At 66.1% G+C, this 20,537-nt stretch carries 24 protein-coding genes and 1 tRNA gene; 16 read left to right on the top strand and 9 right to left on the bottom strand.

Going from position 1 to position 20,537, the window contains the following annotated elements; translation table 11 throughout:
• Positions 1 to 57: 57 nt before the first annotated feature.
• Positions 58 to 645: a riboflavin synthase gene (locus ACOHWE_RS11560; RefSeq protein WP_420666521.1), complete on the top strand. Its 588-nt coding sequence runs from the start codon at positions 58 to 60 to the stop codon at positions 643 to 645.
• 255 nt (positions 646 to 900) lie between these two features.
• On the opposite strand, the gene ACOHWE_RS11555 is transcribed toward ACOHWE_RS11560, so the two are convergent.
• A complete protein-coding gene (locus ACOHWE_RS11555; RefSeq protein WP_420666786.1) occupies positions 901 to 1,935 on the bottom strand; it encodes a proline racemase family protein in 1,035 nt (344 codons plus the stop codon).
• 242 nt (positions 1,936 to 2,177) lie between these two features.
• Here ACOHWE_RS11555 and ribB point away from each other — a divergent pair, with 242 nt between their 5' ends.
• From ribB to ACOHWE_RS11530, 5 genes are all read left to right on the top strand, one after another.
• Positions 2,178 to 3,305, top strand: a complete 1,128-nt coding sequence (gene ribB / locus ACOHWE_RS11550) for a 3,4-dihydroxy-2-butanone-4-phosphate synthase (RefSeq protein ID WP_420666520.1) — start codon at positions 2,178 to 2,180, stop codon at positions 3,303 to 3,305.
• 1 nt (position 3,306) lies between these two features.
• A complete protein-coding gene (locus tag ACOHWE_RS11545) occupies positions 3,307 to 3,858 on the top strand; it encodes a 6,7-dimethyl-8-ribityllumazine synthase (RefSeq protein ID WP_420666518.1) in 552 nt (183 codons plus the stop codon).
• Positions 3,855 to 4,340, top strand: coding sequence for a transcription antitermination factor NusB (gene nusB / locus ACOHWE_RS11540; RefSeq protein WP_420666517.1), 486 nt, complete (start codon positions 3,855 to 3,857; stop codon positions 4,338 to 4,340). The genes ACOHWE_RS11545 and nusB overlap by 4 nt, the downstream gene beginning before the upstream one ends.
• 181 nt (positions 4,341 to 4,521) lie before the next feature.
• Positions 4,522 to 4,782, top strand: coding sequence for a hypothetical protein (locus tag ACOHWE_RS11535; RefSeq protein WP_420666515.1), 261 nt, complete (start codon positions 4,522 to 4,524; stop codon positions 4,780 to 4,782).
• A 455-nt stretch (positions 4,783 to 5,237) separates the two neighbouring features.
• Complete coding sequence (locus ACOHWE_RS11530) at positions 5,238 to 5,723, top strand: MmcB family DNA repair protein (RefSeq protein WP_420666514.1); 486 nt, start codon at positions 5,238 to 5,240, stop codon at positions 5,721 to 5,723.
• A gap of 177 nt (positions 5,724 to 5,900) precedes the next feature.
• Here ACOHWE_RS11530 and ACOHWE_RS11525 read toward each other — a convergent pair whose 3' ends face one another.
• Positions 5,901 to 6,089, bottom strand: coding sequence for a DUF6324 family protein (locus ACOHWE_RS11525; protein ID WP_420666512.1), 189 nt, complete (start codon positions 6,087 to 6,089; stop codon positions 5,901 to 5,903).
• A gap of 101 nt (positions 6,090 to 6,190) precedes the next feature.
• On the opposite strand from ACOHWE_RS11525, the gene ACOHWE_RS11520 reads away from it, so the two are divergent.
• Positions 6,191 to 6,688 (top strand): GNAT family N-acetyltransferase, encoded by a 498-nt coding sequence (locus ACOHWE_RS11520; protein ID WP_420666511.1) that lies wholly within the window; start codon positions 6,191 to 6,193, stop codon positions 6,686 to 6,688.
• A 200-nt stretch (positions 6,689 to 6,888) separates the two neighbouring features.
• Positions 6,889 to 6,965: transfer RNA gene (locus ACOHWE_RS11515), tRNA-His, on the top strand.
• 282 nt (positions 6,966 to 7,247) lie between these two features.
• Here the strand turns inward: ACOHWE_RS11515 and ACOHWE_RS11510 are convergent.
• A complete protein-coding gene (locus ACOHWE_RS11510; protein WP_420666509.1) occupies positions 7,248 to 7,685 on the bottom strand; it encodes a hypothetical protein in 438 nt (145 codons plus the stop codon).
• Between the two features lie 111 nt (positions 7,686 to 7,796).
• The gene (locus tag ACOHWE_RS11505) at positions 7,797 to 8,102 is read right to left on the bottom strand and encodes a DUF6476 family protein (protein ID WP_420666507.1); all 306 of its coding nucleotides are present in this window, start codon (positions 8,100 to 8,102) and stop codon (positions 7,797 to 7,799) included.
• Between ACOHWE_RS11505 and ACOHWE_RS11500 the strand changes: the two genes are divergently transcribed.
• The 3 genes from ACOHWE_RS11500 to ACOHWE_RS11490 all read left to right on the top strand — a co-directional run bounded on the left by ACOHWE_RS11500 (position 8,101) and on the right by ACOHWE_RS11490 (position 10,885).
• The gene (locus tag ACOHWE_RS11500; RefSeq protein WP_420666505.1) at positions 8,101 to 9,126 is read left to right on the top strand and encodes an RluA family pseudouridine synthase; all 1,026 of its coding nucleotides are present in this window, start codon (positions 8,101 to 8,103) and stop codon (positions 9,124 to 9,126) included. The two genes, ACOHWE_RS11505 and ACOHWE_RS11500, sit on opposite strands and share 2 nt — an antisense overlap.
• Positions 9,127 to 9,284: 158 nt before the next feature.
• Positions 9,285 to 10,181, top strand: a complete 897-nt coding sequence (rpoH, locus tag ACOHWE_RS11495) for an RNA polymerase sigma factor RpoH (RefSeq protein WP_420666503.1) — start codon at positions 9,285 to 9,287, stop codon at positions 10,179 to 10,181.
• 434 nt (positions 10,182 to 10,615) lie between these two features.
• Entirely contained in the window at positions 10,616 to 10,885 is a 270-nt protein-coding gene (locus ACOHWE_RS11490; RefSeq protein ID WP_420666502.1) for a DksA/TraR family C4-type zinc finger protein, read from the top strand.
• A gap of 6 nt (positions 10,886 to 10,891) precedes the next feature.
• Here the strand turns inward: ACOHWE_RS11490 and ACOHWE_RS11485 are convergent, their stop codons facing one another.
• The 4 genes from ACOHWE_RS11485 to ACOHWE_RS11470 form a co-directional block, all read right to left on the bottom strand.
• On the bottom strand, positions 10,892 to 11,125 hold the full coding sequence (locus ACOHWE_RS11485; protein WP_420666501.1) for a hypothetical protein: 234 nt from the start codon (positions 11,123 to 11,125) through the stop codon (positions 10,892 to 10,894).
• Between the two features lie 63 nt (positions 11,126 to 11,188).
• The gene (locus ACOHWE_RS11480; protein ID WP_420666499.1) at positions 11,189 to 13,009 is read right to left on the bottom strand and encodes a M3 family oligoendopeptidase; all 1,821 of its coding nucleotides are present in this window, start codon (positions 13,007 to 13,009) and stop codon (positions 11,189 to 11,191) included.
• Between the two features lie 121 nt (positions 13,010 to 13,130).
• Complete coding sequence (locus ACOHWE_RS11475) at positions 13,131 to 14,093, bottom strand: alpha/beta fold hydrolase (protein WP_420666497.1); 963 nt, start codon at positions 14,091 to 14,093, stop codon at positions 13,131 to 13,133.
• Positions 14,093 to 14,383 carry an SCP2 sterol-binding domain-containing protein gene (locus ACOHWE_RS11470; RefSeq protein WP_420666495.1) on the bottom strand — a complete coding sequence of 97 codons (291 nt, stop codon included), beginning with the start codon at positions 14,381 to 14,383 and terminating at the stop codon, positions 14,093 to 14,095. The genes ACOHWE_RS11475 and ACOHWE_RS11470 overlap by 1 nt, the downstream gene beginning before the upstream one ends.
• Positions 14,384 to 14,485: 102 nt before the next feature.
• Here ACOHWE_RS11470 and ACOHWE_RS11465 point away from each other — a divergent pair, with 102 nt between their 5' ends.
• The 5 genes from ACOHWE_RS11465 (at position 14,486) to ACOHWE_RS11445 (ending at position 19,656) form a co-directional block, all read left to right on the top strand.
• Complete coding sequence (locus ACOHWE_RS11465) at positions 14,486 to 15,052, top strand: tetratricopeptide repeat protein (protein WP_420666493.1); 567 nt, start codon at positions 14,486 to 14,488, stop codon at positions 15,050 to 15,052.
• A 27-nt stretch (positions 15,053 to 15,079) separates the two neighbouring features.
• Positions 15,080 to 18,064, top strand: a complete 2,985-nt coding sequence (locus ACOHWE_RS11460; RefSeq protein WP_420666492.1) for a helicase-related protein — start codon at positions 15,080 to 15,082, stop codon at positions 18,062 to 18,064.
• 7 nt (positions 18,065 to 18,071) lie between these two features.
• The gene (locus tag ACOHWE_RS11455; protein WP_420666490.1) at positions 18,072 to 18,446 is read left to right on the top strand and encodes an RNA-binding S4 domain-containing protein; all 375 of its coding nucleotides are present in this window, start codon (positions 18,072 to 18,074) and stop codon (positions 18,444 to 18,446) included.
• Positions 18,447 to 18,509: 63 nt separating this feature from the next.
• Entirely contained in the window at positions 18,510 to 18,848 is a 339-nt protein-coding gene (gene fdxA, locus ACOHWE_RS11450) for a ferredoxin FdxA (RefSeq protein ID WP_420666488.1), read from the top strand.
• Between the two features lie 298 nt (positions 18,849 to 19,146).
• Positions 19,147 to 19,656: a CarD family transcriptional regulator gene (locus tag ACOHWE_RS11445; RefSeq protein ID WP_420666486.1), complete on the top strand. Its 510-nt coding sequence runs from the start codon at positions 19,147 to 19,149 to the stop codon at positions 19,654 to 19,656.
• A 69-nt stretch (positions 19,657 to 19,725) separates the two neighbouring features.
• On the opposite strand, the gene cobS is transcribed toward ACOHWE_RS11445, so the two are convergent.
• Entirely contained in the window at positions 19,726 to 20,484 is a 759-nt protein-coding gene (gene cobS, locus ACOHWE_RS11440; RefSeq protein ID WP_420666485.1) for an adenosylcobinamide-GDP ribazoletransferase, read from the bottom strand.
• Positions 20,485 to 20,537 lie beyond the last annotated feature (53 nt).

Below are 20,537 nucleotides of genomic sequence, written 5' to 3'. Positions count from 1 at the left end.
CCTGCGCCGCTACCTGTTTGCCTCAGAACGATCCGTGCCCGCAAGGAGGTCCCTTACATGTTCACCGGCATCATTACCGATATCGGCACCATTGCCGAGCTGGAGCAGCAGGGCGACCTGCGCGCCCGCATCACCACCGCCTATGACACCGCCACAATTGACATCGGCGCCTCGATCGCCTCGGACGGGGTGTGCCTTACGGTGATTGCGCTGGGAGAGGACTGGTACGATGTGCAGATCTCGGCCGAGACCGTCTCCAAGACCAACCTCGCGAACTGGCAGCCGGGCAAGCGGGTGAACCTCGAGCGCGCGCTGAAGGTGGGCGACGAGCTCGGCGGCCATATCGTCTCGGGCCATGTCGACGGCACTGCGGAGGTGATCGGGGTGGCGGATGAGGGCGACAGCACCCGTTACACCCTGCGGGCGCCCGAGGCGCTGGCCCGCTTTATCGCGCCAAAAGGTTCGGTGGCGCTGAACGGCACCTCGCTGACGGTGAATGACGTGGAAGGCCAGGACTTCGGCATCAACGTGATTCCCCACACCCAGGAGGCAACCACCTGGGGCGAGGTGAAGCAGGGCGATCTGGTGAACCTGGAGATCGACACCCTGGCCCGCTACGTCGCGCGCCTGAGCGAAGCGGGCTGAACGCCCCCGGCGCCGCCCTGCCGCGCCGATCCCGGGGGTGAGTGGGCATAGGGGCGAAAGAACTCTTCCAGGCCCGCCACTTTCTGACCGGAAATACCCCGGGGTGAGGCCGTAAGGCCGAGGGGCAGGGCCCCTGCCGCAGCGTTTCCGCCGGCGATGGCGCCTGCCGCCGCCGTCAGGCTCCCGCCACCTGGCCGCAGTGGCGCGGATGCCGTGGCAGGCGTTGCGCCGGGCGCGCCGCTCGCGCGGCGCGCGTCACCACATGTCGCCCACAGTGTAGCCCGTGGGGAACGGGTCGCTTGGATCCAGCGTGTAGCTTGAGAGCCCGTAGTTCCAGCCCTGGCCGGACAGGGTGGGGACAATGGCCCTGAACGGCCCGACCTGCGTTTCCTCCACGATGCGGCCCGTGAAGGTGGTGCCCAGCGGACCCGCATTCACAAATTCCTGCCCTGCCCCCAGCTGGCCGCGGGCGTGCAGCACCGCCATCCTGGCACAGGTGCCGGTGCCGCAGGGGGAGCGGTCGAGAATGCCGCTGGCGTCGTTCGGGCGCGCCGGGTCGAAAGGGCCGGTCGAAATGGTGACCGCGTTGCGCCCATGCGTGCCTTCTGCCACCGGCGCGCCCCAGAGGCTGGTGATTGTCGGGCCAGTGATCTCGGGATTGTCCGGATGCGCCACCGGCAGCTGCTCTGCGGCGGCGTGGCGGATCGCCTCGGAGACACGCACGATCTCCGCGCCGTTCTCCGCCTCAAGCGCAACGCCCAGCCGCTCCGCATCCGTCAGCACGAAGAACATGCCGCCCCAGGCCACGTCGGCCGCGACCGTGCCCAGTCCGGCCACCTCCACCTGCGCATCGAGGTGCACGGCGAAAGCTGGAACGTTTTTGAACTCGACCCGTGTCACCTTGCCGCCGTGGCACTCGGCACGCACCCGGATCAGCCCGGCGGGTGCTTCCAGCGTCAGTTCCGTCACCGGCTCGACCATCGGCACGATGCCGGTCTCCAGCAGCACCGTTGCCACGCAGATCGTGTTGGAGCCCGACATCGGCGGGTATTCGGTCTGCTCGAAAATGATGAAACCCGCGTCTGCCTCCGGGTGGCAGGGCGGCACGATGGCGTTGCCGCAGAGGCCCGGGTTGCCGCGCGGCTCGCGCAGCATCTGCAGGCGGATGTCGTCGTGGCTGGCGGCCATGTGCTGCATCTTCTCGAACACGGTTCGGCCCCGCAGCAGCGGCATGCCGCCGGTGATCACCCGGCCCGGCTCGCCCTCCGCATGCGCCTCGACCGCCTGGATAATGCGGGATGCGCGGATCTGTTACTCCCTCCCCCGAAAGCTCCACGGCATGGGCCCGGCAATGGGCCCTCAAGGAACCCGGCAATGGGCCCTCAAGAAAGTTGTGCACGGATGCACAGGGCGCGTCGAGGCCCTGTGCCGTCGTTTGCGGGTCTGGCATTTGCTGCCGCCCTGGGGTATTTCGCATGCAAGGAACCTGCGGCGCCCCGGGGCGCTGCCCGTGCGCATCGAAAGGCTGGCACATGAGCTTTGAAACACCGGGGCCGGTTGAGGCGCGTCTCAAGGGCGCCATCAGCCCGATCGAGGAGATCATCGAGGAAGCCCGCCAGGGCCGGATGTTCATTCTGGTCGACCACGAGGACCGCGAGAACGAAGGCGACCTGGTGATCCCGGCGCAGCATGCCGATGCTGCCGCGATCAACTTCATGGCCACCCACGGCCGCGGGCTGATCTGCCTGACCCTGCCGGCCGAGCGCATCGAAGAGCTGGGCCTGCCGATGATGGCGCTGCACAATTCCTCGCGCCATGAAACCGCCTTCACCGTGTCGATCGAGGCACGCGAGGGTGTCTCAACCGGCATTTCCGCCGCCGACCGGGCGCTCACCGTGGCCACCGCCATCGACCCGCAGAAGACCGCGGCCGATATCGCCACCCCCGGCCATGTCTTCCCGCTGCGCGCGCGCCGGGGCGGGGTGCTGGTCCGCGCCGGTCATACCGAGGCGGGCTGCGACGTAGCGCGGCTTGCAGGGCAGTACCCGGCTTCGGTGATTTGCGAGATCATGAAGGAAGACGGCACCATGGCGCGGCTTCCGGACCTGGTGGAATACGCTGAAAGGCACGGGCTGAAGATCGGCACCATCTCCGACCTCATCACCTACCGCGCGCGCAACGACAACCTGGTGGTGGAAACCTCGCGCCAGACCGTCACCTCGGAATTCGGCGGCGAGTGGGAGATGCGGCTGTTCACCGACCAGACCCACGGCATCGAGCACGTGGTGATGATCAAGGGCGACATCACCACCCCGGAGCCGGTGCTGGTGCGCACCCACGCGCTGCATGAGGCGACCGATATCCTGGGCCTTGGCCCGAAATCCGCCCGCCAGCTGCCCCGCGCGATGGAGATCATCGCCGAGGAGGGCCGCGGCGTGGTCACCCTGTTCCGCCAGCCGCGCAACGCGCTTTATGCCAACGAGGATGAGGGCCCGCGCACGGTCACCATCAAGCAGACCGGCATCGGCGCGCAGATCCTGTCCTCGCTCGGCCTGCACGAACTGGTGCTGCTCACCGACTCGCCCTCCACCAAATACCTCGGGCTTGACGCCTACGGGTTGTCGATCACCGGCAGCCGCCCCATTCTGAAGGACGCTTGATATGGCCGGACATGAGACCCACTACACCCTGCCGCGCGCTGAGTTCGACAAGCCGGTGAAGATCCTGATCGTCGTCGCGCCCTACTACAAGGACATCGCCGACAACCTGGTCGCGGGCGCGGCGGCGGAAATCGAGGCCGCGGGCGGCACTTTCGAGATTGTCGAAGTGCCGGGCGCGCTGGAAGTGCCCACCGCCATCGCCATCGCCGACCGCTCGTCGAACTTTGACGGCTACGTGGCGCTGGGCTGCGTGATCCGCGGCGAGACCACCCATTACGACACCGTCTGCAACGACTCGAGCCGCGCGATCCAGCTGATGGGCCTCCAGGGGCTGTGCATCGGCAACGGCATCCTCACTGTCGAGAACCGCAGGCAGGCCGAGGTGCGCGCCGACCCGCAGGACCAGAACAAGGGCGGCGGCGCGGCGGCCGCGGCCTTGCATCTGATCGCGCTCACGCGTAAGTGGGGCGCCCAGACAAAGGGCATCGGCTTCAAGGCGCCAAACGAGGCGATCCAGCTGGCTGCCAAAGACAACGGATCCACCAACGCATGAGCACCTCAGACGGCCGCGCCCAGGGCGGCGGCAAGAAGAAACAGATGAGATCGGCGGCGCGGCTTTACGCGCTGCAGGCGCTGTTCCAGATGGAGCAGAGCGGCCAGACCTTCGACCAGGTTATCGTCGAGTTCGAAGACCACCGCTTCGGCGCCACCTACGAGGGCGACGAGATGGCCGAGGGCGACACCGCGGTGTTCCGCAAGCTGGTGCGCGAGGCGGTGAACTACCAGGCTTCGATCGACCAGATGACTGACCGGGCGCTGGTGGCAAAATGGCCGATCGCGCGCATCGACCCGACGCTGCGGGCGCTGTTCCGCGCTGCGGGAGCCGAGCTGACGCAGTCGGACACGCCGCCGAAGGTGGTGATCTCCGAGTTTGTCGACATTGCCCGCGCCTTCTTCCCTGAGGGCAAGGAGCCGAAGTTCGTCAATGGCGTGCTGGACCATATGGCGCGGGAGGCGCGTCCGGAGGCCTTCTGAAGTCTTCTGCCCGGTCCGGCAATCTTCCGCAAAGGGCGCGCCTCCGGGCGCGCTTTTTCCTGTTTGTGGGGCTTGGCAAAGCTCCGCGCAAAGCCACCGGCAATTTCCGCCGATCGCCGCCGCAAGCTCTGGACGGCGCCGGAAAGGCTGCTAACCTCGGTCTTCCATACTGGAGGACCACATGCCTGAACTGGTGAAACTGTACATTCGCAACGTTGCGGCCGGCCTTGCCGTCGCGGCCGTTTTCGCAACAGTGCTGCCGGGATTTGACGTGATCAACCTGCGGCCGCTGGACGCGGGCTTCGGTGGCGGGGTGCTGGCAGTGGTTCTCCTGTGGGGCCTTCGCAGCGTCGACTTTGCCGGGCCGCGGCGCGCCGCGCCGGTGCGGGTGCGTGCCGAGGCACATTCGCGCCGGGACCGGCAGCTGCCCCTGCGCCGCTGACCGTCGCCCGCCCGCCCGGGCGGGCGTGGCTGCCTGAGAGCCCAATACACTGACACCCGCGCCTTCCGGATGGAGGGCGCGTTTCTTTAGTGCAGGGAGGCCGGTTCCGTGACGCGGCCGGGGCCACGAACAGACGATGCGGGGAAGGGGAGAGGCAGTGGCGGGACCACCAGTCAACCGTGAGGCTTTGATTCCCGAGGACCTGTATGTACAGGTGGGCGCCAGGTAACTGGACCAGGATCCAGCCAGAGCCAGCTCCCTCGGAATTGCTTAAGGCCACCGGAATGCTGCCTGTCACGAGAAGGGCAGAACCCGCCACGGTCTAGGTAGTCCTCCGCCCGGTCCGTTACAACCCCGCACAGGAGAGAATTTGCGGGCCGCGTGCGGGCCTTCAGGAAAGGGTGGCGTGGCGTGCGGGATTGTCATTTGTTCCCTAATTGTTCACAATGCCGCGCATGATGGATCAGATGCAGCCGGGCCAGAAGCTGGCCCGCGGCGTGTCCCGCTGCCTGCGGGAACTGGGGTTTGCGCCGCTGGAGGAATTTGTGCCGGCCCGCGGGTTGCGGGTGGATGTGATGGGGCTTGGCCCCAAGGGCGAGCTGTGGGTGGTGGAATGCAAATCCAGCCGCGCCGATTTCCAAACCGACGGCAAATGGGAAAGCTATCTGGAGTGGTGCGACCGCTACTTCTGGGCGGTGGACATGGACTTCCCGGTGGAGCTGCTGCCGGAAGGCACCGGGCTGATCTACGCCGATGCCTATGACGGCGAAATCATCCGCATGGCGCCGGAGGACAAGCTGCCTGCGGCACGGCGCAAGAAAGTGACGCAGAAGTTCGCGATGGACGCAGCGCGGCGGCTGCAGGCGCTGCGTGATCCGCCCGTGGGGCGGGACGGCGCGCTGCTCACGATACAGCCCGGGCTTTCCGGTACTGAGGGGTGAGTGATGCAGAAGCGGTGGCGCTCCTCTGCCCGCGAATGCCCGGCTGCGCCGGGGCTCCCTGCGGGGACTTGGACCAGGCAGCACGCCCGCGGCCCGCTGCTGTCGAGCCGCAGTTGGGCAGGCAGTGCCGCCGCCGGCGGTCCGCAGCGGCCGGGAGCGTCTGGATGCTGCGCGCGGTCAGCTTTGGACGCTGCGCGCCGCTTGGGCGGCGGCGAGGATTTCGGCGGCGATTTCTTCGGCTTCCTCGGGGTCGAAATCCATCGGGATCTCCTGCCCGCCGGCTTCGACGAAGATCCGCACCATGCCCTGATCGGTCGGGCCGATTTGCAGGTTTGCCTCGATATCGCGTTCGGTATTGATGCTCATCTTGCACTCCTATTGCTGCCCGGCGGCGGACCCGCAGTCAGGTGAACGGTGCTAGCCCGGCACCGGCTGAAACGCAAGCCATGTTGCTGTTATGATGGGGCATGATGGATGTGAGCTTGCGCCGATTCGTTCCGAGTGACATGCAGTGGGTGGTGGCCCGGCATCAGGATCTCTATGCCCGCGAGGCCGGGTTCGATGCGTCCTTCGGGGTTCTGGTGGCGGATATCCTGCAGCGCTTCTGCGCCAGCCACGACCCGGCCTGCGAACGCGGCTGGGTGGCGGTGGGCGGCGGCGAGCGGCTGGGCACGATCTTCTGTATGAGAGAAGACGCAGAGACCGCGCGGCTGCGGCTGTTTCTGCTGACGCCCAAGGCACGCGGGCAGGGGCTCGGGAAGCGGCTGTTGCGTGAATGCGTGGGCTTTGCCCGGGCGGCGGGTTACGGTGCGATGGTCCTGCACACCCATGAAAGCCACCGCAGCGCCCGGGCGCTCTACCAGGCGTTCGGCTGGCAGATGACCGGCGCGGGCCCGGTGCACAGCTACGGGCAGGATCTGGTCCAGCAGACCTGGCGGCTGCAGCTGCGCACGGACGCTGGCTGAGGCTGCCGGGGCTGGCAGAGTGCCATCTTCAAGGGATCTCGCTTGGCGGGAAAGCTGGGCGATTGCAATCTGTTGCGCGGTGATCCTGCGGTATGCCCTCAAAGGGTCTCCCCTGCCGCCTGGAATTTTCAAGCTGCATGGAAAATCCTTCAAAAACGCTCTTGCGCTCCCTCTGGGTGTGCTATAAATGCCCCCTCAGTGCCGCCTTAGCTCAGTTGGTTAGAGCGCTGGATTGTGGATCCAGAGGTCCCCCGTTCAAGCCGGGGAGGCGGTACCATCTCCCCCTCCAAGAAACCTTGTGTTTGACCCAGGCCAAGCCACCGTGCGCCTGCGGTGTTCCGCTGTCTGCGGTTCCGTTCCGCCACGGTCGCCGGCCGCATCGCGAAACTGTTCCGCAAGCGGCGGAAGCTCCTCGGCGGATACAGTCCGGCAATGCCAAAAAAGAACCCGCAGCACCCGCGAAGGACAGCGCGGGTGATGCGGGCGGGCCTCCCTGACGCCCGGCGTCCTTCCGGGCCGGGATGACGTGCAGGGCCGGTCCTCAATTCCGCCGCCGGAGTTAATCCCCGGCGGTCGTCGTCGTAGTAGTCGTCGTCGTTGTCGTGCCGGCTGCGCCGCCGTCGTCATTGGCGATCACTGCCAGTGCCGCTGCTGCGGCCAGCACGCCTGCGGCGGTCCCGGGGGCAAGCCCGGTTTGCGGCAGGCCTTGGGGCGCCGCGCGGCAGGTGACGCTGAGGGCGCCGCCCGGCAGATACTCTGCGGAGACCGGTGTGCCGGAGCCGCAGGCCGCCCGGCTGTTGGCGTCGGCCAAGGCTTGGGCCGCGCTTTGGGCGAGAGCGGAAGAGGCCGGGACAGTCAGGGCCATGACCATCCAGGCGAGGCGTAAGGCGTTGCTACGCATCGGAAAATAACCTTTGTTACTCGTACGGTTAAAGCTTAGTAAAAGGCCGCGCGCCGGGCAATAACGCCGTTCTGCGTCCGGTGCGATCAGCGGCATGCCGCGCAAAGGCTTCGCAAAATGCTGCCGGGGGCGGTGCCGTGGCGCAGGCCCAGGGAGCTGTAAACAGGTGAATGCGGTGCGGTCCGTGGCCTGGTGATGCGTCTGCGGTCAGTCGGCGATCTCGACTTCCTGCTTCAGTGCGCCAGTCGCACGGTCGAAGATCAGGATCTTGTTCTCGGTGCTCACCACCGCGATCCAGCCGCGGCCGAGAGTTACCGCCTCGGCGGTCACGCCTTCGGGCAGAGTGATTTCCGCAGGCAGTGCCAGGTCCTCCCCCGACAAGCGGATGACAAGCAGGGCGATTACCACTAAAAGCCCGCCAATCATCACCACGGTCAGCGTGGTCACCAGCCGCCGCAGGAACCTGATCTGCGGCGGTTCCTGTTGAATGTCACTCTCGGAAGGATCAGTCATGGGCAGCCGCCGGATTGAGTTTGTCATCGCGGAGAACCCGCCTAACCGGCTTGATAAAGCGGTTTCGCGCGATGTGCCAGAGGAGGCATCCTTGTCGCGCACCCGTCTGGCCCGGCTGATCGCTGAAGGCGCGCTGAGCGTGGACGGCGCCGTGGTGCAGGACCCCAAAGCCAGGGTTGCCGAGGGCGCCCAGATCGCGATCGAGGTGGAGGAGGCCGAAGACAGCCATATCGGCCCTGAGGACATTCCGCTGGAGATCGTCTTCGAGGACGAGGATCTGATTGTGATCAACAAGCCCGCGGGCATGGTGGTGCATCCGGCGCCGGGCTCGCCCTCGGGCACGCTGGTCAACGCGCTGCTGCATCACTTCGGCGGTAATCTCTCGGGCGTCGGCGGCGTCAAGCGGCCCGGGATCGTGCACCGGATCGACAAGGACACCAGCGGCCTGCTGGCGGTGGCAAAGTCCGATGCCGCGCATCAGGGATTGGCGGAACAGTTCGAAAGGCACACCGTGGAACGCTATTACCAGGCGGTCTGCTATGGGGTGCCCGACGGCAATGACCCGCGGCTGCGCGGAGTGAAGGGCGCGAGTTTCGAGGCAGGGAATATCCTCAAGCTCACCACCCAGCTGGCCCGCCACAAGACTGACCGGCAGCGCCAGGCGGTGCTGTTCCAAGGCGGCCGCCATGCGGTCACGCGGGCACGCATTCGTGAAAGCTTCGGGAGCCCGGCCTGCGCGGCGCTGATCGAGTGCTGGCTGGAGACCGGGCGCACCCATCAGATCCGCGTCCATATGGCGCATGCGGGCCACGCGCTGGTCGGCGATCCCACCTATGGCGGGCGCCGCAAGCTGCCGCAAAAAGCCTTGAGTGCACGCGGGTTGCTGGCGGTGCAGCACTTCCCGCGACAGGCGCTTCACGCCGCGGTCCTGGGCTTTACCCATCCGGTCACCGGCGCCCCGCATAGGTACGAGGCACCGCTTCCGCAAGACCTGGCGGAACTGATCGAGGCCTTGCGGAGTTAACCCGCCGAAAGCAAACGCTTCCCGCCTGTGATGCAATTCACAGACCTGCCGCCTGCGTCTAACGTAGGGGTACAGCTCACGTCGTCCTTGAAAGGGCTTTAGCGCTAACCCATATGGGTTAATGTTAAGTCCTTATACATTTGGAGGGGCATTTAGACATGGCAAATTTTGCTAACCTGCCTGCACCGTCACCGGAAGGTGGCTTGAACCGGTATCTTCAGGAGATCCGCAAGTTTCCGCTGCTGGAGCCGGAAGAGGAATACATGCTGGCCAAGCGGTGGGTTGAGGAACAGGACACCGAGGCCGCGCATAAGATGGTGACCTCGCACCTGCGTCTCGCAGCGAAGATCGCCATGGGCTACCGCGGCTATGGCCTGCCGCAGGCCGAGGTGATTTCCGAGGCCAACGTCGGGCTGATGCAAGCGGTGAAACGCTTTGACCCGGAGAAGGGCTTCCGGCTGGCCACATACGCGATGTGGTGGATACGCGCCTCGATCCAGGAATACATCCTGCGATCCTGGTCGCTGGTGAAGCTCGGCACCACCTCGGCGCAGAAGAAACTGTTCTTCAACCTGCGCAAGGCCAAGGCCCGCATCGGCGCGCTGGAAGAGGGCGACCTGCATCCCGACAGCGTCAAGCGGATCGCCAAGGACCTCGGCGTAACCGAGGATGAGGTCATCTCGATGAACCGCCGCATGTCGGGCGGGGACGCCTCGCTCAATGCCACCGTCGGCAGCGAAGGCGAGGGCACGATGCAGTGGCAGGATTGGCTCGAGGACGAGGACGCCGACCAGGCCAGCGACTACGAGGCGCGGGACGAACTGGAGGCCCGCCGCGAGCTGCTCGCCGAGGCGCTGGACGTGCTGAACGACCGCGAGAAAGACATCCTGACCCAGCGCCGCCTGGCCGACCAGCCGAAGACGCTGGAGGAGCTGAGCACGCAGTATGACGTCAGCCGCGAGCGCATTCGCCAGATCGAGGTGCGGGCGTTCGAGAAGCTGCAGAAGAAGATGCGCGACCTGGCCCGCGACCGGGGCATGCTGGCCACGGTCTGAGCAAGGCTGGACATCGGAAACGGTGCAATAGGCGGTGCTGCGGCATCGCCTTTTCTTTTCGCCTTCCCGCGCGTTGGTCTGGCGGGTCTGGCGGGCCGGCAGGCTGGCGGCAGAAAAGCTGGCTGGAGAGCTCGCAGCGGTGCATCTGGCTGGCGTGTCCGGATCCGGTGGCTGGCGGCGCTGGCGGTCTGGCTGGCCCGGAGGCGTGGCGGGAAAGCTGGCAGCTTGCGGCCGGTCTGGGCTGGCTTGCTGTTGCTGCATTTTTGGTACCGGGCCGGGAGATTCGGATCAAGAAAGAATTTAATGATTTCAATTAGTTGATAGATTTTCTCGGGAATGGACTCTGGTGCAGGCGCGCGCCGCGGCCCGCGAAGGCTGGCCAGAGGGCGCGGGGCCGCCTAAATTTGAGGTCTGTAGCCAAGGGAGGATGCGGCATGGCCGGCGGATGGGCGCAGGATGGCGCAGTTAACGAGCAGATCGAAGCCTCGATCAACGACGAGCTGGAGCGGATGAAGGCGCTGAAGCGCCCGGTGGGGGAGAGCCTCACTCATTGCGCCGATTGCGAAGAGCCGATCCCCGAGGCCCGGCGCAAGGCCATTCCCGGCGTGAAGCTCTGCATCGACTGCCAGCAGGAGCGCGACGGCGCCTACAAGGCGCGGGGCGGTTTTAACCGGCGCGGCTCCAAGGACAGCCAGCTGAAGTAGGCAGCGCTACTTCGGTTTGCGCCGCTGCCGCCCGCGCAGGCGGCGGTAGAGGCGGATGTCCATGGCCGCAATCATGATGCCCAGCGGAATCATCCAGAAGCCGAGCACGGGCAGGAAGCCGAAGATGCCGCCGAGGATCAGCAAGCCCCCCACAACCAGCCGCAGGCCGCGCGGAATATTGCGGCGTACCCAGGAAAACACCGGGCGGAACCGTTCCTTCAGGGTTTGCTTTGCAGTCACCTGAGCCTCCGTCGGCCCTCTGCTGACTGGGCGGCGCCGGAGGGCGCCGCCCCACCGGGATACTTACCCCTCCATCGCTTCCAGCTCGTCGATCAGGCCGGAGATCATGCTGAGCCCCTTGTCCCAGAATTTCGGGTCCGAGGCGTCGAGACCGAAGGGCGCGAGCAGCTCCTTATGGTGCTTGGAGCCGCCGGCCTTCAGCATCTCGAAGTACTTGTCCTCGAACCCTTCGGCGCCGGATTCGTAGACCGAGTAGAGCGCGTTCACCAATCCGTCGCCGAATGCATAAGCGTAGACGTAGAAGGGCGAATGCACGAAATGAGGGATGTAGGCCCAGAAGGTCTCGTAGCCGTCCATGTAGTCGAAGGCCGGCCCGAGCGATTCCGCCTGCACCGACATCCACAGGGCGTTAATGTCATCCGGGGTCAGCTCTCCGCCGCGGCGTGCCTCGTGCAGCTTGCACTCGAAGTCGTAGAAGGCAATCTGGCGCACGACCGTGTTGATCATGTCCTCGACCTTGCCCGCGAGCAGCACCTTGCGCTCGTTCCGGTCCTTGGCGCCCTCCAGCATCTTGCGGAAGGTCAGCATCTCGCCGAAAACCGACGCGGTTTCCGCCAGCGTCAGCGGGGTGGAGGAGAGCATTTCGCCCTGGTCCGCCGCCAGCACCTGGTGCACGCCGTGGCCAAGCTCATGCGCGAGGGTCATCACGTCGCGCGGTTTGCCGAGGTAGTTCAGCATGACGTAGGGGTGCACGTTGGTGACGGTCGGATGCGCAAACGCGCCTGGCGCCTTGCCCGGTTTCACGCCGGCGTCGATCCAGCCCTTGCCGAAGAAGGGCGCGGCCAGCTCACCCATGCGGGGGTCAAAGGCGCTGTAGGCCTCCATCACGGTCTTTTGCGCCTCGTTCCAGCCCACGGTGCGGGTGGTTTCCATCGGCAGCGGCGCGTTGCGGTCCCAGACCTGCATGCGGTCGAGCCCGAGCCATTTGCGCTTCAGCTCGTAATAGCGGTGGCTGAGCTTGGGGTAGGCGGCGACCACGGCCTCGCGCAGCGCCTCGACCACTTCAGGCTCCACATCGTTGGAGAGGTGGCGGCCCATCTGCGGACTGGGCATGCCGCGCCAGCGGTCGATGATTTCCTTTTCCTTGGCCTGCGTGTTGTGGACGCGGGCGAAGGTCTTGATGTTGTCCTGGAACACATTGGCGAGTTCGCGCGCGGCGGCTTCGCGCTTGCTGCGGTCCTGCTCGGTCAGGAGGTTCAGCGTGCCCTCGATGTTCAGCTCCTCGCCGTCGACGGTAAAGCTGAGGCCCGCGATGGTCTCGTCAAACAGACGCTCCCAGGCGTCGCCGACCACGCCAAGGTCGTGCAGGAACTTTTCCAGCTCGTCCGACAGCTGATAGGGCTTCATCGCACGGATCCGGCGGAAAACGGGGGCGTAGCGGGCAAGCTCTGCGTTGGCGTCGAAATGCGCCTGCAGGGCGGCTTCATCGATCCGGTTAATCTCCAGCGTGAAGAACACCAGCGGCGTGGTGAAGTTGGTGACCTTCTCCTGGCAGTCCGACAGGAACTTGGCGCGGCCGGCATCGGTGGTGAGCTGGTAGTAGCGCAGGCCTGCAAAGGACATCAGCCGCCCGGCGACCTGGTTGATCTTCTCGTTGCGCTGGACGCATTCGAGCAGGCCTGCGGCATCGAGTTCCGCCAGCTTGCCCTCGTAATCCGCCGCGAAGGCGGCGCATTCCTGTTCCAGCCAATCCAGGTCGCGGGCCAGTTCGGGGGCGTCTTCGCCGGTGTAGAGATCGCTGAGATCCCATTCCGGCAGGTTGCCGAGGCCGTCAGAGCCGGCGGAGGCATTGGCGTCGCGGACGGGAAAGGGAAGTTGGAACATGGGGGCTCCTTGGAATGAAATGCTCTGCTCCCACATCTAAGCGGGCGCCTGCGGGATCACAAGCGGCGCGCCGGATGCAAGATTTTCGGTAAGCGGAAACGGGCGGCAGGCGAAGGGGGGCTCAGCCGCCGTATTGCGCAAACAGCCGGGTGATGCGGTCCATCACATCGGCGCGGATGGCGGGAGTCTCCATCAGCACCTCGTGGCGGCCGCCGGGCACCATCACCAGCTCGCCGCCGGGCCAGCGGTTCATGCGGTCGTGGATGGCTTGCGTGTTGACGATCTCCTCCTCGGAGCCGAGGAAGGTGACGCAGGGCAGGGCGGGGGAGGCCTCACGGGCGAGCCGCGCGCATTCCTTCATGCCCTCGGCCAGCCAGTGCACGGTGGGGCCGCCAAGCGCCAGTTCCGGCTGGGCGGCAAGCTGGTCCTGCATCATCCGGTACATTGCGGGGTCGGATGTGAGCATGTTGCCCTCAAACGGGCTCATCAGCACGTATTGCTCGACCGAGGTGGTGGGCACCAGCCGCCCGCCGAGCCCGAGACGCGGGCCGAAGCTGCCGAGGAAGCGCGCGAGCGGCCCGAGGCCGCGCGGGATCTGGATGCCCCACATCGGGCCGGTGAAGCAGCAGGCGCTGACCTCCAGTCCCTCAAGCAGGGCGCGCAACCCGATGGCGCCGCCCATGGAGTGGCCGATCAGGAACCAGGGTTTCGGCAGCTCAATTTGCTGCGCCATCCCTGTCAGGGCAGCGACGTCCTTCTGGTAGTCGGCGAAATCCGAAACATGGCCGAGGCGCGAGTCCTTCAGCATCCGCGCCGCCAGCCCTTGGCCGCGCCAGTCCACCGTCAGCGTGGCATAGCCGTGCTGCGCCAGATCGGCGGCGAGGGGGCCGTATTTCTCGATATATTCTGTGCGCCCGGGGAACAGCAGGACGGTGCCCTTGGCCTCCCCCTCGGGGCGCCAATGGCCCGCGCGGATGCGCAGGCCATCGTTTGTTTTGACCCAATGGGCCGCACCGCCTCCGGGCCCCATCGCGATCTCCGCATAGAGGGGGGCGGGCTGCAGCTCCATCGGGGCGCCGTCCATCAGGAGAGGACCGCCGCCAGTTTCATCGCGGTGCCCATGTCGCCGTCGATGGAGAGCTTGCCGGACATAAAGGCGGCGGTCGGGTTCAGCTCGCCTTCGAGGATCGCCTGGAAGGTTTCGGCGTCCGCGGTCATGGTGACCTCGGTCTCCTCATCGGCGACGCGGGCTCCGGTGCTGTCCAGCACGATGGTGCCCAGATCCTCGATCTGGAATTTGGCAGACGAATCAAATGCCTCCCCGTCCAGTTTTTCGTTCAGGGCGGCCGCGGCCTGTTCCAGTGTCACGCTCATGTCTCATCCTCGATCAGTTGCGCGCGCAATCTGCACTTTCCTGTGAAGCTTTGGCTTCCCGCTCTGGAAAATGCTGCGGGCGGGATTACACTGGGGGGCATCATGAGGGCAATCCGTGCAAATCTCAAAGCTATCGTGGCGGCAACGCTGCTGGCTGCTGCGGCCGCTGTGCCGGGGCCGGGCCGTGCGCAGGAGCTTAACGAAACAACGCTTCTCGCGGAACTGGCCAGGAGCGATTCCGCGACAGCTGCGGCAATCGACCGCGAGTTGCAGGCGCTGTGGTCGCGCAGCGGCTCTCCGGCGATGGACCTGTTGCTGCGGCGCGGCCGCGACGCGCTGGAGCGCGGCAGCTTCGGCGAGGCGCTGGAGCATCTGACCGCGCTGACCGACCATGCGCCGGAATTCGCCCGCGGCTGGCACGCCCGCGCCCGCGCCTACCATGCGCAGGGGCTCTACGGGCCGGCGGTCGCCGATCTCGAGCGGGCGCTGGCGCTCAACCCCCAGGATTACGACGCTATCTTCGCGCTTGGCGCGCTGCTCGAACAGTTCGGCACGCCCGGCCGCGCCTATCAGGCCTATTTGCGGGCCAAGGCTATACATCCGCACCACAAGGAAGTAACCACCGCGCTGAACCGACTCAAGCCCTTGATCGAGGGCAGAGAACTCTAGGCCCCGGCTGGGGCGGGGGCTGACGCGATGGCAAGCACATCCCGGATCGTGGCCGTGCTGGGCCCGACCAATACAGGCAAAACCCATTACGCGATCGAACGCATGCTGGGCTACCGCACCGGGGTCATGGGATTCCCGCTGCGTCTACTCGCACGCGAAGTCTACGACAAGGTGGTCGCGGCCCGCGGGCCCTCGGTGGTGGCGCTGGTCACCGGCGAGGAGCGCATCGTGCCGCCGCGCGCGCAGTACTGGATCTGCACGGTGGAGGCGATGCCCGAAGGCATGGGCTGCGACTTCCTGGCGGTGGACGAGATCCAGCTCTGCGCCGACCCGGAACGCGGCCATGTTTTCACCGACCGGCTGCTAAGGGCGCGGGGCACGCACGAGACGCTGTTCCTCGGCGCTGCCACCATGCGCGGGCCGATCGCGGCGCTGGTGCCGGGGGTCGAGTTCATGCACCGCGAGCGGATGTCGGATCTGGTCTATGCAGGATCGAAGAAGATCAGCCGGATGCCGCCGCGCTCGGCCATCGTCGGCTTCTCGGTCGACAGCGTCTATGCCATCGCCGAGCTGATCCGGCGCCAGAAGGGCGGCGCTGCGGTGGTGATGGGGGCGCTTTCCCCGCGCACCCGCAACGCGCAGGTGGCGCTTTATCAGAACGGGGAGGTCGACTACCTGGTCGCGACCGACGCCATCGGCATGGGGCTGAACCTCGATATTGACCACGTGGCGTTTTCCTCCACCTCGAAGTTCGACGGCCGCCGGATGCGCGAGCTGGCCCCGAACGAGCTGGCCCAAATCGCGGGCCGCGCGGGCCGCGGTATGAGCCACGGCAGCTTCGGCGTCACCGGCGATGCGCGGCCCTTGGACGAAGGCACCGCGCAGGCGATTATGGAGCATCGCTTTACCCCCTTGAAGAAGCTGAACTGGCGCTCCGCCGATCTGCGCTTCGGCACCGTGGAGGCGCTGATCGACTCGCTCGAATCAAGCCCCTCGGATGAAAATCTGATCAAGGCGCGCGAGGCGGATGACCTTGGCGCGCTGAAGATGCTGTCGCGGGAGCCCGGCATCATCGCCCGCACCACCAATGCGCAATCGGTGCGGCTGCTGTGGGACGTCTGCCGCATTCCCGATTTCCGCGGCATCAGCCACGCGGAACATTCCTCGCTCCTGGGCGTTATATTTGAGTATCTGCACGGCAAAGGTGTGGTGCCGGACGACTGGTTCGCCCGCCAGATCAAGCGAATCGACCGGACCGACGGCAACATCGATGCGCTTTCCAAGCGGCTCGCCTACATCCGCACGTGGACATATGTCGCGCAAAGGAATGGCTGGCTGCGTGACGAAAGCCATTGGCGCGGCGAGACTCGCGCGGTAGAAGACAGGTTGTCAGATGCGCTGCACGAGCGCTTGACTCAAAGATTTGTGGACCGGCGCACATCCGTGCTTCTGCGCCGGCTCAAGCAGAAGGAGGCCCTTTTGGCCGAAGTGAATGACAAGGGTGAAGTGACCGTCGAAGGCGAATTCGTCGGCCGTCTGGAAGGGTTCCGGTTCAGCCCGGACAAGAGCGCGCAGGGTGCCGAGGCGAAGGCCTTGAAATCGGCCTCGCTGCAAGCGCTGGCGCCGCAGTTCCATTTGCGCGCGGACCGCTTCTACAATGCACCCGATACCGAAATTGACTTTACCGAACAGGGCGGCCTGATGTGGGGCGATAGCGCGGTTGGCAAGCTGGTTGCCGGTCAAGACGCGCTGAACCCGCGGATCGAGGTATTCGTGGATGAGGCCGCAGGGCCGGATGTAGCGCAGAAGGTGGAGCGCCGCCTGCAGCATTTCATCAGCCGCAAGATCAGCGCGCTGTTTGAGCCGCTGCTTAATCTGCAGAAGGACGAGGCGCTGACCGGGCTTGCACGCGGCTTTGCCTTCCGTATGGTCGAGGCGCTGGGCGTGCTGCCGCGGCAGGACGTGGCGCAGGAGGTCAAGGACCTCGACCAGGACGCCCGCGGCGCGCTGCGCAAGCACGGCATCCGCTTCGGTCAGTTCACCATCTTCATGCCGCTTCTGCTGAAGCCCGCGCCGACGCGTCTGCGCCTGGTGCTGTGGTCGCTCGCGAAGGGCCTGCAGGACTTCCCCGAAGCGCCGCCGCCGGGCCTTGTGACCGTGCCCGCTGCGCCGGATGCGCCGAAAGGCTATGACACCATGTGCGGCTACCGCGCCGCGGGCGAGCGGATGATCCGCATCGACATGCTGGAACGGCTCGCCGACATGCTGCGGGCCGAGGACAGCCGCGGCGGCTTCGAGGCCAAGGCCGACATGCTGTCGATCACCGGGATGACGCTGGAGCAGTTCGCGGGTCTGATGCAGGGCCTCGGCTACAGCGCCGAAAAAGGCGAGCGCCTGAAGGTGAAGCCCGCCGATGAGGTGGTGGCTGAAACCGGCACGCCGGCGGCCGCACCCGAGGCTGATGTTCCGGTGATGGATGTGGCCGCCGAGGTCGAGAACACTCCTGCCGCGGCTCCGGTCGAGCCGGGCGAGGGCGAGCCGCTGGACGCTGCCGCGGACCGGCCTGCCGATGTGCCTGCGGATGTGGCGGATATTGCTGACGCGGGCGTCGCACCTGTGGCCGAGGTCCCGGCCGAGCCCACGCCTGAGGATCCGGTGCCGGAAACCCCGGCCGAGGAGCTGCCGGTGGGCGAGGCTGCGGATGCCCGTGTCGAGGAGCCGGAGCTCGAGGTCTTCTACACCTTCACCTGGGGCCGCACCCGCCAGGCCGGCGGCAGCCGCGGCCAGAACCGGCGCGGCCAGCAGGATGGCAGGGGCGGCGGCAAGGGCCGTTCCCGCGGACCCAAGGGCGGCGGCGAGGGCGGCGGTGGCCGTCCCGGCAAAAAGGGCGGTCCGCGCCCGCCCAAGCAGGGCGGCAAGACCTACTCCGCGCGCCCGCCGAAGAAGGAAAAGCAGATCGATCCCGACAACCCCTTTGCCGCGGCACTGATGGGGCTGAAGCAGGACGACTGATCCCGCCATGACGGAACCCGCGCCGAAGATCCGCATCGACAAGTGGCTGTGGCAGGCGCGGTTCTTCAAGACCCGCAGCCTGGCTGCAAAGCAGATCGGCGCGGGCCATGTGCGCATCAATGGCGCCAAGGCCTTGAAACCGGCACAGAGCGTCGCTCCCGGCGACGTTCTGACGTTTGCCCAGGGCCGGGTGATCCGTGTCGTGCGGGTGGAGGCGATCGGCGCCCGCCGCGGCCCCGCGCCGGAAGCTCAGGCGCTGTACTTCGACATGACGGAGCCGCAGGAGAAAATACCTGCCAACCCGAAATTCGAGGGAAAAGGTCGTCCGGATAAAAAAGCCCGCAGGGCGCTTGATCTTACCCGCAAGCAGGATACCCTTTGACGGCTTGAAGCCCCGCCCGGAGTGGATTAGCAAGGCCGTAAACGCAATACGGGACCCGATACGATGACCTATGTGGTGACGGAAAACTGCATCGCCTGCAAATACACCGACTGTGTCGAGGTATGCCCGGTTGACTGCTTCTACGAGGGCGAGAACACCCTGGTGATCCACCCCGACGAATGCATCGACTGCGGCGTCTGCGAACCGGAATGCCCGGCCGATGCGATCCGTCCCGACACCGAGCCGGATATGGACAAATGGGTCGAGTTCAACCGCAAGTATGCCGAGATCTGGCCGGTGATCGTCTCGAAAAAGGACCCGATGCCGGAAGCCGAGGAGCGTGACGGCGAAGAGGGCAAGCTGGAGAAATACTTCTCCGAGGCCCCGGGCGAAGGCGGCTGAGCCGCGCCCGTTTGCCTCTGGTTCGGCCGCGGCGGCAAAATGCCGCCGCAGCGCAGCACAAAATTCCGGGCCTTCCCGGACAGCCGCCTTCCGGAGGGCGGTTTTTTGTGGTATGCTGCCTTCTAGAAACGACATAAGCGATCGGACCCGCCCCGAAATGCGCTCGGCTACGTGTGCACTAAGGGCGGTATTTCTGCGGGAGAATGCCTGCGCGGCGGCACTACTGGCCAGCCCGGCGCGCAGCATTTGCCCGTTTAAAGGCCGGCTCCCCCCCGGCCAAGAGTGAGGAAAAACCTGTATGACCAAGTCGAAGAAGCCTGAATTCCGCCCCAATGATTACGTGGTCTACCCGGCGCATGGTGTCGGCCAGATCATCTCGATCGAGGAGCAGGAAGTCGCCGGCTTTGCGCTGGAACTCTTCGTAATCACCTTTGAGAAGGACAAGATGACCCTGCGGGTGCCCACCAACAAAGCCTCCGAAGTTGGGATGCGCTCGCTCAGCACGCCGGACGTGATCGACCAGGCGATGAAAACCCTGAAGGGCAAGGCCAAGGTCAAGCGCGCGATGTGGTCGCGCCGGGCGCAGGAATATGAGCAGAAAATCAATTCCGGCGACCTTATCTCGATTGCTGAGGTGGTGCGTGACCTGCACCGCACCGATGACCAGCGCGAGCAGAGCTACTCCGAGCGCCAGCTCTACGAAGCCGCGCTGGAACGCCTGACCCGCGAAGTCGCAGCCGTCTCCGGCAACGACGAGATCGCCGCCGCCAAGCAGGTGGACGAGGTACTGACCTCCCGAGCCGCCTGATCCAAGACGCCGTCAACTGGCGGGGCCGTGCCTGAGAGGGCGCGGCCTTTTTTGTTCCCAAGGCCGGCTTCAGCCGAAAACGGCGAGGAGGGTGAGCAGACCGGCGATCTCGGCAAGCAGCTGGGACGCACCGAGGATATCCCCGGTCTGGCCGCCGATCTTAGCTTTGGCCAGTACCCCCAGCCCCAAGGCAGCGGCGGCCATCCCCATTGCGGTGCCAATGGCTGCAGCGCCGATCAGCGGCAGCGACAGGGCCAACGCGAGCAGCACGCCGAGCCCGCAAGTGAGGGCAGGGGGGCGGCCTACCCTGCGGGAGAGCCCCTCACCGCGCGCATTCGGCAGCGCCGCCATCAGCGGGGGCATCGCCGCGCGGCTCATCATCGCCAGCGCCAGCAGAACCCAAGAACCGGTAAGCGGCAGCAGCGCAGCCAGCGCAGTCCAGCGCAGGCCGAAACTCAGGATCAGCGCGATCACTCCATAGGCGCCGATGCGGCTGTCCTTCATAATCTCCAGCCGCCGCGCCCGGTCGGACCCGCCCCAGAGCCCGTCGGCGGTATCGGCCAGGCCGTCCTCATGCATAGCACCGCTCAGCAGCACTTGCACCGTGAGCGCAAGCCCTGCGGCAACCGCCGCTGGGAGGTCAAGGGCCAGCGCCAGCCAAGCCAGCAGCGCCGCGGGCAGCGCCACCGTGAGCCCCGCCAGCGGGAACGCCCAGACCGCGCGGGCCTGGCGCTGGAAGGCATGCGGCGGCAGGTGCGGAAGCGGCAGCCGGGTCAGCAGCGTCAGCGCGAGCAGCACGTCACGGCGGAAGATGTCGTTTTTTCGCATTTGCGGGCCTCTTGCGGGGCTTGCAGCAGGGCTGCCAGCGGTTAAACAGATTG

Origin of the sequence: Cribrihabitans neustonicus, assembly GCF_048820895.1 — a bacterium.
Classification (GTDB): domain Bacteria; phylum Pseudomonadota; class Alphaproteobacteria; order Rhodobacterales; family Rhodobacteraceae; genus Cribrihabitans_A; species Cribrihabitans_A neustonicus.
Note: the sequence above shows the minus strand (reverse complement) of the source record. Positions and strands in the feature narration are given on the sequence as shown.